The organism is Pseudomonas sp. MDT2-39-1 (genome assembly GCF_054898085.1).
In genome coordinates this window covers 6,214,049-6,228,097 of record NZ_CM142716.1, presented here as the reverse complement: position 1 = coordinate 6,228,097, position 14,049 = coordinate 6,214,049, and the positions used below count along the sequence as shown (strand labels likewise).

General features: G+C 60.2%; 9 protein-coding genes. 5 read left to right on the top strand and 4 right to left on the bottom strand.

The window, feature by feature from the left end; all coding sequences use genetic code 11:
- Positions 1-65 precede the first annotated feature (65 nt).
- From ACYZTM_RS28870 to ACYZTM_RS28855, 4 genes are all read left to right on the top strand, one after another.
- Complete coding sequence (locus ACYZTM_RS28870) at positions 66-1,652, top strand: arylsulfatase (protein WP_461986058.1); 1,587 nt, start codon at positions 66-68, stop codon at positions 1,650-1,652.
- Positions 1,653-1,843: 191 nt separating this feature from the next.
- Positions 1,844-4,360: a fused MFS/spermidine synthase gene (locus ACYZTM_RS28865; RefSeq protein WP_461986056.1), complete on the top strand. Its 2,517-nt coding sequence runs from the start codon at positions 1,844-1,846 to the stop codon at positions 4,358-4,360.
- 119 nt (positions 4,361-4,479) lie between these two features.
- Complete coding sequence (locus ACYZTM_RS28860; RefSeq protein ID WP_461986054.1) at positions 4,480-5,853, top strand: J domain-containing protein; 1,374 nt, start codon at positions 4,480-4,482, stop codon at positions 5,851-5,853.
- The gene (locus ACYZTM_RS28855; RefSeq protein ID WP_131061927.1) at positions 5,850-6,845 is read left to right on the top strand and encodes a DUF3829 domain-containing protein; all 996 of its coding nucleotides are present in this window, start codon (positions 5,850-5,852) and stop codon (positions 6,843-6,845) included. Before ACYZTM_RS28860 ends, ACYZTM_RS28855 begins: the two co-directional genes overlap by 4 nt.
- A gap of 135 nt (positions 6,846-6,980) precedes the next feature.
- Here ACYZTM_RS28855 and ACYZTM_RS28850 read toward each other — a convergent pair whose 3' ends face one another.
- A complete protein-coding gene (locus ACYZTM_RS28850) occupies positions 6,981-7,652 on the bottom strand; it encodes a DUF3313 domain-containing protein (protein ID WP_461986051.1) in 672 nt (223 codons plus the stop codon).
- Between the two features lie 214 nt (positions 7,653-7,866).
- Here ACYZTM_RS28850 and ACYZTM_RS28845 point away from each other — a divergent pair, with 214 nt between their 5' ends.
- Entirely contained in the window at positions 7,867-10,221 is a 2,355-nt protein-coding gene (locus ACYZTM_RS28845) for a tetratricopeptide repeat protein (protein ID WP_461986049.1), read from the top strand.
- A gap of 115 nt (positions 10,222-10,336) precedes the next feature.
- Here the strand turns inward: ACYZTM_RS28845 and ACYZTM_RS28840 are convergent, their stop codons facing one another.
- The 3 genes from ACYZTM_RS28840 to ACYZTM_RS28830 form a co-directional block, all read right to left on the bottom strand.
- The gene (locus tag ACYZTM_RS28840) at positions 10,337-11,305 is read right to left on the bottom strand and encodes a hypothetical protein (RefSeq protein WP_461986047.1); all 969 of its coding nucleotides are present in this window, start codon (positions 11,303-11,305) and stop codon (positions 10,337-10,339) included.
- A 262-nt stretch (positions 11,306-11,567) separates the two neighbouring features.
- A complete protein-coding gene (locus ACYZTM_RS28835; protein ID WP_461986046.1) occupies positions 11,568-12,047 on the bottom strand; it encodes a DUF934 domain-containing protein in 480 nt (159 codons plus the stop codon).
- On the bottom strand, positions 12,044-13,717 hold the full coding sequence (locus ACYZTM_RS28830; RefSeq protein WP_131062899.1) for a nitrite/sulfite reductase: 1,674 nt from the start codon (positions 13,715-13,717) through the stop codon (positions 12,044-12,046). Before ACYZTM_RS28830 ends, ACYZTM_RS28835 begins: the two co-directional genes overlap by 4 nt.
- Between the last annotated feature and the right edge of the window lie 332 nt (positions 13,718-14,049).

The following is a 14,049-nucleotide window of genomic DNA, read 5'->3' as shown; positions in this document are numbered from 1 at the left end:
AACGCAGGACTGCAATAAACGTTTGTCGCGCTTGAGCGACGCAAGTGAGCAAAGGAGCAAGTCAGATGACTCGCATACGCAAGTGGCTACCGAAACTCGCCTTGGTGGCAGCCTCGGTCATGGCGATTTCGGCAACAGCCGGGGCCGCTGAAAAACCCAACATTCTGGTGATCTTCGGCGATGACATCGGACAGACCAACATCAGTGCCTATTCCATGGGCGTGGTCGGCTACAAGACGCCGAACATCGACCGGATTGCCAAGGAAGGCATGATGTTCACCGACTATTACGCGGAGAACAGCTGCACGGCCGGACGCTCGTCCTTCATTACCGGTCAGACGCCACTGCGCACCGGCCTGTCGAAAGTCGGCGCACCCGGCGCCACGGTCGGCTTGCAAAAACGCGACATCACCATTGCCCAGGCACTCAAGTCCCAGGGCTACGCCACCGGCCAGTTCGGCAAGAACCACCTGGGCGACAAGGACGAATACCTGCCGACCAACCACGGTTTCGACGAGTTCTTCGGCAACCTCTACCACCTCAACGCCGAGGAAGAACCCGAGCGCCCGTACTGGCCCAAGGATGACCCTGAGTTCGTCAAGGCCAACTCCCCGCGCGGGGTGATTCACAGCTTCGCCGATGGCAAGATCGAAGACACCGGCGCGCTGACCACCAAGCGCATGGAAACCATCGACGACGAAACCACCGCTGCCGCGCAAGCGTTCATCGAGAAACAGGCCAAGGCGGACAAACCGTTCTTCGTCTGGATGAACACCACCCGCATGCACTTGTTCACCCACGTGCGCGAATCGATGAAGGGCCAGAGCGGCATGCCCGGCAACGAGTATGCGGACGGCATGCTGGAGCACGACGGCGACGTCGGCAAATTGCTGAAAACCCTCGATGACCTGAAAATCACCGACAACACCATCGTCGTCTACACCACCGACAACGGGCCGAACCAGTTCTCCTGGCCAGACGCGGCGACTACGCCGTTCCGCAATGAGAAGAACTCCAACTGGGAAGGCGCTTATCGGGTGCCGGCGATGATTCGCTGGCCAGGCAAGGTCAAGCCCGGTGAAGTCTCCAACGAGATGTTCTCGGGCATGGACTGGTTCCCGACCCTGCTCGCGGCGGCTGGCGATGCAGAAGTCAAAGACAAGTTGCTCAAAGGCTGGGCGCCCACCTCGGGCGGCAGCAACTTCAAAGTGCACCTGGACGGTTACAACCAACTGCCTTACCTGACCGGCCAACAGCCTAAAGGCGAGCGCAAGGAGTTCTTCTACTTCAACGATGACGGCGTGCTGGTGTCGATGCGTTTCGACAACTGGAAAGCCGTGTTCTGCGAACAGCGGGCACCGGGCGGCTTCAAAGTCTGGAGCGAACCGTTCGTTTGCCTGCGGGTACCCAAAATCTTCAACCTGCGGATGGACCCGTATGAACGCGCCGACATAGTGTCCGATCAGTATTACGACTGGGCCACCAAAAACGTGTACCTGGTCGCGCAAGCGGTGACCAAGTCTGCGCAGTTCCTGCAGACGTTCATCGAGTATCCGCCAAGCCAGAAACCGGCCAGCTTCAGCGTTGACCAGATCCGTGCTGCGGTGGATGCGAAGATCGCGGAAAAAATGAAAAACCAGCCTGCACAGTAAGACCGCTTGACCGCCGCTCGCCTTTATCGGCGAGCGGCCTTATTTTTTAGATCGTTCCCACGCTCTGCGTGGGAATGCAGCCCGTGACGCTCCGCGTCACCTGCCGAAGCGGACGCGGAGCGTCCAATGAGGCATTCCCACGCAGAGCGTGGGAACGATCATCTTCAAGCCACTGCACAAGGCAATCCGCAATGTCCTCACGTGTCGCCAGCAAGTCGTCGGCCCTACCCGCCCCCCATACCGCCACTTCCCCGGCGCTGCTGATCCCCGCGCTGTTGCTGTTCGTCTCCGGCGCCGCCGCGCTGGTGTATCAGGTGCTGTGGATCAAACAGTTGTCGCTGGTGGTCGGCGTCGAGGTGTATGCGATCACCACCGGGATCAGTGCGTTTTTTGCCGGGCTGGCCTTGGGCGGCTTGCTGTTCGGGCGTTGGGCGGATCGCTTGCAGCGGCCGGTGTTGCTGTATGCCGGGCTGGAAGTGTTGGTGGCCGTGCTGGGTGTCGGTGCGACCTTCGCCATGAGCCTCGCCGCCAGCCCGTTCGCCTGGCTGGAACAGCACGTCGGCCTGGCAGCGTGGGTGTTGCCGTTTGTGCTGGTCGGTATTCCGGCGCTGCTGATGGGCGGCACCCTGCCGGTGCTGGTTCGCTCATTGGCCGCTGATCCGCAACAATCGGGCAAGGCTGGCGGCCAACTCTATGCCGCGAACACCGCCGGGGCGATTGCCGGCACTCTGCTCGCCGCGTTCATACTGATCGCCACCCTCGGTGTGCGCGGCAGTGCCCTGGCGGCGGCGATGCTGAACTTGCTGGCTGCAGCGGGTGCGCTGTGGTTTCAACGCCAGCGCCTGGCACCGATCGATACCCCGGTGAAACATCCGGCAGAGAAAGTCCCTGATCGCCTGGCACTGTGGCTGTATTCCATCGCCGGCGGTGTGGCGCTGGGTTACGAAGTGGTCTGGTCACAGTCCATCGTGCAATTCATGAGCACCCGCACCTATGCCTTTGCCGTGGTGCTGGCGACGTACCTTACCGGGCTGTTCCTCGGCAGCGCATTGCTGGCCCGCCGGGTTGATCGCATTCGCGATCCATGGGGTGTGTTCGGCTTGTTGATTGCCGGTGCCGGCCTGATTGCACTGCTGGAAGTCGCTTTTCTCGGGCGCTGGCTGGTGTTTTTGCAATCCCAGGCCGAAACCCTTGCGCTGGCCATGGGTGGCAGCGAATTACTGGGCATGAGCGCACGGTTTGTCGTGGCGGCCCTGAGCATCGTGTTCGTGCCGACCCTGCTGCTGGGCGCCGCTTTTCCGCTGGCCTTGCGCTTGAGCGTCGGCCGTGAGCGAGTCGGTTGGGATGTCGGCGCCGTGGTTGCGTTCAACACCTTGGGCGGGATTATCGGCGTGATGCTCTGCGGATTCCTGCTGATCCCATTGCTTGGGTTGGTGCGCACCTTGGGCCTGTTGGCGATTGTCGCCGCCGGGATTGGCTATTGCGCGGTGCGCAAGGGTCATCACGTCAAGAAAGGCCGGCGTCAGGCCGTGATTGCCATCGGCCTGTTGTCGATTGTGGTGGCCGTATTTACCCCAGTGAGCAAACTCGCCAACCTGCTACCCGGCGCACGCAACGGCACGCTGGCGTTCTATGAAGAAGGACGCGGCGGGACGGTGGCCGTGGTCACCCAGGGCAAGGGACAAAAGATGTTCCAGCGCCTGTATATCCAAGGCGTTTCCAACACCGGTGACGCCATGCCATCGCTGCGCTACATGCGCATCCAGGCCCTGTTGCCGCTGCTGATCCATAACGGCGAACCACGCTCGGCGCTGGTCATCGGTTTTGGCACGGGCATTACCGCTGGCGCCCTGACCCGCTATCCGGGGCTTGAACATCGCGTCGTCGCGGAATTGCTGCCTTCGGTGGTGAAAGCCGCGCCATTGTTCAAGGGCAACTTCAATGCCGCTGCCGATCCGGCAGTCGACGTCCGCCTGCGTGATGGTCGTCAGGAACTGCTGCGCAGCCCGCAGCTTTACGACCTGATCACCCTCGAACCGCCACCGCCCTCGGCTGCTGGCGTGGTGAATCTGTATTCGCGGGACTTCTACCAGTTGGCCACCAGCCGCCTGGAGAAAAAAGGCCTGGTCGCCCAATGGCTGCCGTTGCCGACCCAGAACATCGACGATTCGCGCTCGCTGGTGCGCAGCTTCCTTGATGTCTTCTCCTACGCGACGTTGTGGACCAGCGAATTCCACGAAATGCTGCTGGTGGGCTCGATGGAGCCGATCGAACTGGATGCCGGGAAAATCAGCCAGCGCTTCCAGCAGGACACTGTGCGCAGCACCCTGCAGGACGTCGGCATCGGCTCGGCCGCCGCCTTGCTGGCAACCTGGGTGACCGATCGCGCCGGGCTGGAGCGTTTCGCCGCCGATGCACCGCCTGTGACCGACGATCAACCGCGCATCGAATACGCGCCGTGGGTGCGCGCCAAGGAAATCAGTCGCGTGTTGCCGGCCCTGCTCGACTTGCGTCAGCCACCGCCGCTGTTGAATGCCGACGCAGGGTTTATCGAGCGCATGAACGTCCATCAGCAGCGGCTGATGCAGTTCTACCGCGCAAGCTTGCACGCCTATGACGGTGACCGGGACGCCTGGGCCAGGGACATCCGCGAAGTAATGCGCGGCGACGGCGGCAATCCGTATTACCGCTGGTTTGTCGGCGACTGAAGGTAAGACCTGGGGACTTTTCGACGCGAAACAGGTAGGGTGCGCACAATCAAACTGCCACCATCCCCCCGGTTTCATGGAGTTGTCGCGTCGCGGGTTTTCATGGAGTTGCACACGCAATGAGTTGCTGGACCATCCTTGGCCTCCCGGCCGATGCCGATACGCGCAGTATCAAACGCCAATACGCAACCCTGCTCAAACAGACGCGCCCGGATGAAGACCCCGAGGGGTTTCAGCGTCTGCGTGAGGCATATGAACACGCGCTGAGCATCAAAGAATGGGAGCATTTGCGCGAGGAGAACTCGGGCGACGATACCTCGTGGGACATGACCGGGCTGTCGGTCGTTGAAGTCGACACGCTGCAACTGGTCACCCGTTCACTGGACGGTGTCAGCCGTGTCGAGCTCGAACGACGTCATGCCATCGCCGTTGAGCATGGCGCGGTCGATGTGATGGAAGATGCGGTGCTCAGGCATTGCGTCGAACACTTCGAGACGTCTGAACCACTGCTCGAATGGGCGATGGAAACGTTTCACTGGTTCAGTCTCTGGCAGCGACTGGAACTGGACGAAGAGCTGATCGAACAATTGTTGCAGCAGCGCCAGCGTTTGGCGGAGCGCCGTGAAGCGCCGATTTTTCTGGCCCGGCAACTGCTGCTGGCCACGCAACCTGCCGCGACGCCGGAGCATCGCGCCGCCCACTTGCTGCTGGCACCAGGCACGTTCAGTCAGCGCCGCGCCCTCGCCCGACGTTTGCGCGAAGACGATTGGGTGCAATGCCGCAAGCTGAGTTCTGCGTTGTACGCCAACCACCCGGACATCTGCGCAGACCTGCCGGGCGGCACACCGTTCTTTTGGCGTGACTGGGAATACAGCTACGACAGTTGGCCGATGTACCTGGGGATTGTCCTCGCCTGTCTGGTCGGCTCCTTTATTCAATTCGCGCCGTTGGGCACGCGTCTGGGCGGATTGATCGGCGTCGCTGTGTTCTGGTCAGTGATATTCGCGGTCGCCGGTTGGGTACTCGACTGGCTGACGGGGCACGTCGCCCATCGCTTTTGGTTGCTGGACGATCGATTGAGTGTGCGCCTTTCGCCCTCGCTCATGCCCCTGTCGTTTGGAGTGCTACGCGACTTGATTCCCTGCATTGCGATGGCGGTGGGCATTGGCAAAGTGTACGGCGTGGTCGGCAGCATCGTTTACATCACCACACTGACGGGTGTCGGACTGATACGCCGCCGGGAGGTCAACCCGCACGTTTCCTGGCAACACGCCAGCCCCTTGCTCAAACGCTGCCTGATGGGCGCGGGCATTTTGGTGCTGGTATTAATACTCGGCGTGTTCAAAGTGATCTCAAGCCAAGGTACGGTCAACCGCAACCAAGGCCTGCAACAGTGGACCGAACGCTTGTGCAGCCGCATGCCGGTCACCGCCAGCGAATGCACCGCACCGGCCACCGTTGAGCAGTGGTACGGCCAGGAGAAACAGCCATGAACCCGAAATGGCTGTTCCCGGTGGCGACCATTGTGATGCTGATCCTGATGGGGCTGGCCGGCTCTTCGAGATTAGTCGCCCGCATCGACTTGTGGCTGGATCAACACGACGCACCGCTCACCGCGCAGGCCAATGCCCTGAGCCCGGTGATCGACTGCATCAACCGGGTCGACGTGCATTGGCGGGTGGCTTACGAACTGTACAAATCGCCGAAGCAACCTGCGGAACCGGTGCGAGACTGGATCGCCAACCAGCATGATTTCGACGACAACGGTGCCAGTGATGCGCCCGGCATCCAAAGGGATATCTGTTCGCCGAAAATCAGCGAAAAACTCAAACTGCTGGAATACGACCCACCGCAGGTGTTGAAAGCCGATGCCTACGCGCAGGCATTACAGCAAGTGACGCCCCTTACGCAGCAAATCACCTTTTACCGACAGGCGCGTTTTTCGACCGCCATCAGTGAGGTGCTGCCCGCCTTTGCCGATCAATTCAGAGCCAGGGCCGAGGACTACCTCACGGCGTCAACAGTGCTGAGACAGCACGTTGAATCGCTGGACCTTGAACAACGGCGGGCACAACTCAATCTGATCGAAGCACGTCTGGGCAAGGACATTCACTGGTATTTGCTGGCTTACATGATCCAGGCCAGAGACACGCTGAACCTTGTCACCGAGGGCGTGAAAAATCGAACCCTGACGCCGCAGGCACTGGCGAAAACCACCGCTGAACTGCAATTGGCCTGGGATTACCGGCAGCAGTTCAGCCAACGTCAATTGCCGGAAACGCAAAAACGCAACGAAGTACCCGATTATCTCTGGTCGCACATTGCCAGGCCGACGCAGAAGTATCTGGATGCCTTGAATGCTCTGCACAAGGACTGGCAGAACAAGGCTGAACCACAGCGATTGAGTGATGACTTTTATGCGGTGACGCGTGGGTATGATTCGCTGATCAGTCATTACAACCGGTTGGCCCGGGTTGAGTATTGAGAGATGTGTTGTTTTTGAGGCCGCCTTCGCGGGCAAGCCTCGCTCCTACAGGATCAGGTCGTTCATAAAATTGACGAACGACTCAATACCGTAGGAGCGAGGCTTGCCCGCGAAGAGGCCATCAGCCTTACTGCATCACTTGGATTTAAGCTTCAGATACGACTGATGCAAATCCGACGCCCAGCCATCGATCACGCCTTTCACGTCATCAGCCTTCATCACCTGAGACTCATTTTCCAGCGGCTTGCCGGTGCCCTTGCGCACGACCTGGGCTAAAACGTGATTGTCGCCGCCATCGAGGAACACCGCTTCGGTGGCCAGATCGGTCTCCTGGTCGCGAATACCGCTGGCCGTGCTGACCGCTGCGGCCACCAGCGCAATCGGGATCACCTCATAAGGCTTCAGCCCTTCTGTCTTGCTACTGACTGCCGTAATCGCGGCACGCACCACAATCACGCCCGGGCCGGGACCTGCGGCCAGAGGCAAGGATTTACCAATTTCACGCTTCAGCGCTTGGTCGTAGTAACCGGTGATGCCGTTGAGGGTGGCCTGGGGGATTTTCACAGTCGGTTGCGGCTTGGGAAAGAGCTGGGTCGGCTCAATGTAGACACTGGTGTATTTACGGGTGTCGAGCTTGGGATCGATCCAGCGCATCACCGTCGCGCCCGATGGCGACTTGGCTTCCTTGAGCTGGCTGTAGTCCTTGAGGAAGCCTGAATACTGGTCCGGCTCAACGACCTTGCTGGCACACCCCACCACCCCGAGCGAGGCAATGCACAACGTGCCCATCATTAACGCTAGCTTCATGCTGTAACTCCTGTCAGAAGGCCGACAACGGTATTGCATACGGGAATTACAGTTATAGCCAACACACGGCGTTTTGTTATCAAAAAGCACAATATTCATCTCGGGCAGCGGCTTCGCCCGTCGCGCCATTTGACAGACGCGGATCATCCGGCAAAGCTGCACCGAGCTTGAACGCGCGCCTGACGGCAAACGCACCTGGACTACGGAAGTCGCAATGCCGAACCATAAAAATAAAGCAGCAACCCCAAACCCTGATTCGCCACCGCCCCTGATTCACCGTTACCTGTTTCCCGTCACCATCGGCGTATTGCTGGTGGCCGTGGCGGCGATTGGCTGGTTTCTGTTCAGCAGCACGCCAGCGCCGCTCAAAACCGTGCCCGTCAGCACTCCGACCGTTCACCCGGCCAAACCGCAACCGGTCGCCGTGGCATCGGCGAAGATGGTTGACGAGCAACAATGCCAGGGCTGCCACAGCGAACAGATGAAGGACTGGCAAGGCTCCCATCACCAACTGGCAATGCAGGAAGCCAACGCCGAGACCATGCTGGGCGACTTCAATAACGTCACGTTCAAGGCGGAAAACGAAACCACGCGTTTCTCGCGCAAGGACGACGGGTTCTGGGTCAACACCCCCGGTATTGACGGCAAGAATGCCGACTTCAGAGTGGCCTACACCTTTGGCATCGCGCCGTTGCAGCAATACCTGATCGAGGTCGGTGAAGGTCGTTTGCAAGCGCTGGGCGTGGCCTGGGATACCGAGAAAAACCGCTGGTTCCACCTCTATCCGGGCCAACGGGTGAACTTCAAGAATCCGCTGCACTGGAGCAAGCCGAGCCAGAACGCCAACTTCATGTGCGTCGAGTGCCACACCACCGGCTACAAGCGCAATTTCGATGCGGCAAAAAACACCTTCGACAGTCAATGGAACAGCCTCGGTGTCGGTTGTCAGGCCTGCCACGGTCCCGCGTCCAATCACCTGGAATGGACGGCGAAAAAAGGCGATCTGATCCATGCCGGTTTTGCAGTCGACCTCAAGGACAAGGACACCACCGTCGAAATCGAAACCTGTGCCCGCTGCCATTCACGCCGCGCACCGCTGGACGACGGCTTCACCGTTGGCAAGCGCTTGATGGACGATTACCTGCCGAGCCCCTTGACCCGCGAGTTGTATGCGCTGGACGGCAAGATCAAGGATGAAGTGTTCGAGCACGGCTCCTTCGCCCAAAGCAAAATGTTCGACAAGGGCGTGCGTTGCAGCAACTGCCACAACCCCCATAGCACCGAACTCAAGGCCCCGGGCAACGGCGTTTGCCTGCAATGCCACAACACCGCCGGCAAGACCTCGGTGGCAGGCGTCGACGGCAAGGGTTTGCAAGCGAAAAATTACGATTCCATCGAACACACCCGCCACACCATCGGCCAGCCGGGCTCCCAATGCGTGGATTGCCACATGCCCGGCAAGTTCTACATGGGCAACGACTTCCGGCATGACCACAGCTTCGGCATTCCCAACCCGCAGCGGGCGAAAAAGCTTGGCACACCGGACGCCTGCCTGACCTGTCACCAGGGCAAGGCCGGCGACAAGGTCACCGAGCAATTCAAGCTGTGGAACACCGCCACTCCCTTGCAGGCGCCTCGCTATGACGAAAGCCTGTGGCTGATCCGCAACGGCCAGCCCGGCGCCGCGCAAGCCTTGTACGAGCAGCTGCAGCGCAGCAACCTGCCGGCGATTCAGCGTGCAACCTTGCTGGCAGAGTTGCCGCTGTACCCGAGCGAGCAGTCCTTGAAACTTGCAACCAAAGACCTGAGCCACCCGGCACCGCAAGTGCGTGAAAGCGCGGTGCGGGCGATCAGCGCGTTCCTGCCGCCACCGGAGCGTGCGCCGCTGCTGACGCCGTTGCTGGGTGATCCGGTGAAGGCTGTGCGGATCGTTGCGGCCCGGGATCTGCTGAGCGTGGCCCGCAATGGATTGGGCAACGCCCAGGCGAACTGGAATGCGGCGATTGCCGAGTACGAAGCGGTGCAAATGAGCCTGGCCGAGCGCGCCGAGGCCAACCTCAACCTGGCGATGCTCTATCAGGCCAGCGGGCGCAACGGCGAGGTCGAATCTTTGCTGCGCACCGCCCTCAAGCGTGATCCGGAGTTCTACCCGGCGCTGGTGACACTGGTGCAATGGCTGGAAGCCAATGGACGCGGTCCAGAGGCGCAGACGCTGTTGGCGCAGGGCCTGAAAGAACACCCGGACGCCGCCCTGTTGCAACACACCCACGGTTTGTCGCTGGTGCGCGCGGGCAAATCAGCCCAAGCCATGCAGGCCCTGCGCAAAGCCGCGCAACTGGAACCGCAGAATGCCCAATACGGCTACGTGCTGGCCGTGGCATTGCATGACAGCGGCAAAGTCGATGAGGCTTGCGAAGAGCTGGAGCGCTTGTTGAAAGTGCAGCCGGCCAATCGCAATGCGCGGTTGTCGCTGATCCAGTACTACCTGGATAACGGACAGGAACCGAAAGCGCAGGTGCTGTTGCAAGGCTGGAAGAAAATGAACATGGGCGATCCGGCGTTGAAATGATTGGGGTCTGATCAAATGGCCCCTTCGCGGGCAAGCCACGCTCCTACAGGTTCTGCGCAATCCTTGTGGGAGCGTGGCTTGCCCGCGAAGGCGTCACCACGGTCTCAGATCAGCATCACCACGAAGAACCACTCTTCAACGCCAGTTCCCGCCGACTGTTCGCCCGCATCGCCTTGATCAGCGACACCGTGCCCACCAGGATAATCACCCCGGCGAACAGAAAGTCGATGGTGTACAGCTGGAAGTCCTTCACCGGCCCCACCAGCAAGACCCGGATCGCGCCGATACTCACCAGCGTGGCAAGAAAATCGATCCCCGGTTCATCGCGGTAAAACACGTGTAGCAACGGCAGGCACAACACCAGTAGCAACAGCAGCACGATCACCTTGAACGAGCCTTTGCGCTCGACGCTGAACGCGCACTCGTGGGCGCCATAGGCCTTGTAGTCTTCATCGCGGACCATCGAGTTGCGTTCGTTGATGTAGTCGACGCGGTTGTACTTCTGGATCGGCGTGAAGGTGTTCGACATCTCCATCAGCGTGGTGATGTTTTTGAACCTCAGGTCGATACGCTCGTTGCCCTTGAGGTAGTACAGCACCGGTTTGTAGCCATAGCGGTAGGTATCGAAGGGGAAATCGGTGGCCCGGCCCTGCACCCCGATGGGTCGTGGCTCGAGTTCGGCGTAGGCGCTTTTGCTGGCCGACGCGAGGTTGCGGCTCAGCGGCTGGATCTTGACCTGTTCAAGGAAAATCGGCGTGACACCGAACGACCACTGCAAGGGTTCCAGACGCAGGCGCAGTTCGTTGCGGCCCAGGTCGTAGCGGTTGAAGGTGCGTTCGGACACCACCACGGCACCGCTGAGCATGAACTCGCCGCGCACCGTGTTGGTGATGCGCAGCGTCAGTTGATCCTTGCCCAGCGCAGCAGCATCGCTGGCCGGTGGCGTGCCGCACCAGGCCGTACTGTCGAAGGCTCCGCCCAACTGGCCGTCGCGATTTTCCTTGAACACATAAAAATAACTGGCCCACAGCGCCACAATCAGCAACAGCGCAATCAGCCCCAACATCTTTTTGCCCACGCTCAAACCAGACTCCTTTCTTTGCCAACTCCCTGATGAGGCGCGGACTCTACCAAAATGCCATCAGCGCCCCAAGCAAAAACACAAGAGCAAGCCTGTAGCAGCTGTCGAGCTTGCGAGGCTGCGTTCGGCGACGAAGTCGTCGTAAACCCTGCAAACGCGGTTTTCCTGTAAACCGCATCGCTTGATTTCACGACGACTTCGTCGCCGAACGCTGCCTCGCAAGCTCGGCAGCTGCTACAAAAAAAGCAGTGTTGGAGCTTGTGTGTCAGCGTCTTCTGAACAACGGCCGCGGTTCAATCACCGAACGCCCGTACAACACGCTCATCCCGGCCAGTCCCTTCAGCGCGTCCTCAGCGGATTTGTCTTCGCGCACCGCAAAGCTGTCGAAACCGCATTGGCGCATGTGGCTGAGCTGATCGCGCAGCACATCACCGACCGCGCGCAACTCTCCCGTCCAGCCCGATCGAGTGCGCAGCAGGTACGCCTGGCTGTAACCGCGACCGTCGCGAAAACTCGGGAAATCCAGCGCAATCAGCGGCAATGAGTCAAACCACGGCTTGAGGCTTTCCACTTCATCATCCGGCCCCAGCCATACCGCATGCTGCGCCGGCTCCAGAAGCCAGCGACTCAACGGCAATATCAGCGGCCCGGCCGGTAACTCACCCTCCAGTTCCCGGACCATTACCCACGGATCGTCAGCTACAATTCGCGCCACACTTTCCTCCAGTCGAAGCAGATTGTTCATGCCGAGACCTCCAGCACCTTCGGATAAACCTTCTCCTTGAATGGCTCAAGACCGATGCGTTGCAGAGTGTCGACGAACAGTTCTTCGCTCTCGCGGTAACTGACGAACGTAGCGATGATCCGCTCGATTACCTCGGGCACTTCGGCGGCGCTGAAGGACGGGCCGATGACCTTGCCCAGGGCGCTGCTCTTGCCCTGGCTGCCGCCGAGGGTGATCTGGTACCACTCGCTGCCGTTCTTATCGACCCCCAGAATGCCGATGTTGCCGATGTGGTGGTGACCGCAGGCGTTCATGCAGCCGGAGATGTTCAGGCTGATGTCGCCCAGGTCGTGGAGGTAATCCAGGTCCTCGAAACGGCCTTGGATCGCTTGGGCAATCGGGATCGATTTGGCGTTGGCCAGCGCGCAGAAATCGCCGCCGGGGCACGCGATGATGTCAGTCAGCAAACCGATATTGGCGCAGCCCAGTCCTTGCTCGCAGGCCAGGCACCACAGCGTATAGAGATCAGCCTTGGGCACGTCCGGCAGCACGATGTTCTGTTCATGGGCGATGCGAATCTCGCCGAAGCCGAACTGCTCGGACCACTCGGCCACGGCCGTCATCTGCTCGGTCGTCACGTCCCCCGGCGGTGAGTCGAAGCCCGGTTTGGTCGACAGCACGACGCTGGTGTAACCCGCGACCTTGTGCGGCTGGACGTTGCGCGTGACCCAACGCGCGAAGGCTGGGTTCTCGGCCAGGTGTGTGCCGAAATCCAGGTCAGTGTCGGACAGTGAACGGTAGTCGGGGGACACGAAGGCACTGGCGACACGCTCATACTCGACGTCGGTCAACTGCGCCGGGCCGTCCTTGAGGTACTGCCATTCCTCCTCCACTTCCTTGGCGAAGGCTTGGATGCCCAAGGCCTTGACCAGAATCTTGATCCGCGCCTTGTATTTGTTGTCGCGTCGACCGTGGCGGTTGTAGACCCGCAGCACCGCCTCGACGTAGGACAGCAAATGCTGCCACGGCAAGCCCTCGCGGATCTGCAGGCCAAGTATCGGCGTGCGCCCCAGCCCACCGCCAACGATGACCCGCAACAGCATCTGCCCACTGTCATCGCGATAAAGGTAGAGCCCGATGTCATGCATCATAATGGCGGCGCGGTCCTGCTCCGCCGAGCAGATGGCGATCTTGAACTTGCGCGGCAGGAACAGGAACTCCGGGTTGATGGTCGACCACTGGCGCAGGATCTCGGCCAGCGGTCGTGGGTCCATCAGCTCGTCCGCCGCCACACCGGCAAACGCTTCGGTGGTGATGTTACGCACGCAGTTGCCGGAGGTCTGGATTGCGTGCATCTCGACCTGGGCCAGCCGTTCGAGAATGTCCGGCACCTGCGCCAGTTCGATCCAGTTGAACTGCATGTTCTGCCGGGTGGTGAAGTGGCCATATCCGCGATCATAGTCCCGGGCGATGCTCGCCAGCGTACGCATTTGCCTTGCGCTCAGGGTCCCGTAAGGGATCGCCACACGCAGCATGTAGGCGTGCTTTTGCATGTACAGGCCGTTCTGCAAACGCAGCGGCAGGAACTCTTCTTCACTCAACTCGCCCGTCATGAAACGCTCGACCTGATCGCGAAACTGCGCAACGCGTTCGAAGACCAGGGCCCGGTCATAGTCATCGTACTGATACATGTGGCTACCTCATCAGGGTCTGGCATTGAACCTGTGGGAGCGGGCTTGCTCGCGAAAGCGTTGTGTCAGGCGACATCACTGCTGACTGTGCCACCGCCTTCGCGAGCAAGCCCGCTCCCACAGGGAATGTGGTGCGCTCGGGCTCTGTGGCTCGTTTGAGGTGTCGACTATGAACCTGCAGCGCAGTGCGTTACAGATTCACCTGAATACTAAAAAACCATATCAGAGCGCGTCAGATCACAGCAGGCATGCCTTGCATCTGATCCGCATAAACTCGGTTTTTCTGAGTCTGTTTTGTTTCCGACAGGGTTTCTACAGTTGACGGCATGCCA

Excerpts from the sequence above, each read along its gene's own strand:
- ACYZTM_RS28855 (WP_131061927.1), top strand. The coding sequence starts at position 5,850 with ATGAACCCGAAATGGCTGTTCCCGGTGGCGACCATTGTGATGCTGATC.
- ACYZTM_RS28860 (WP_461986054.1), top strand. The coding sequence starts at position 4,480 with ATGAGTTGCTGGACCATCCTTGGCCTCCCGGCCGATGCCGATACGCGC.
- ACYZTM_RS28865 (WP_461986056.1), top strand. The coding sequence starts at position 1,844 with ATGTCCTCACGTGTCGCCAGCAAGTCGTCGGCCCTACCCGCCCCCCAT.
- ACYZTM_RS28850 (WP_461986051.1), bottom strand. The coding sequence starts at position 7,652 with ATGAAGCTAGCGTTAATGATGGGCACGTTGTGCATTGCCTCGCTCGGG.
- ACYZTM_RS28835 (WP_461986046.1), bottom strand. The coding sequence starts at position 12,047 with ATGAACAATCTGCTTCGACTGGAGGAAAGTGTGGCGCGAATTGTAGCT.
- ACYZTM_RS28830 (WP_131062899.1), bottom strand. The coding sequence starts at position 13,717 with ATGTATCAGTACGATGACTATGACCGGGCCCTGGTCTTCGAACGCGTT.
- ACYZTM_RS28870 (WP_461986058.1), top strand. The coding sequence starts at position 66 with ATGACTCGCATACGCAAGTGGCTACCGAAACTCGCCTTGGTGGCAGCC.
- ACYZTM_RS28845 (WP_461986049.1), top strand. The coding sequence starts at position 7,867 with ATGCCGAACCATAAAAATAAAGCAGCAACCCCAAACCCTGATTCGCCA.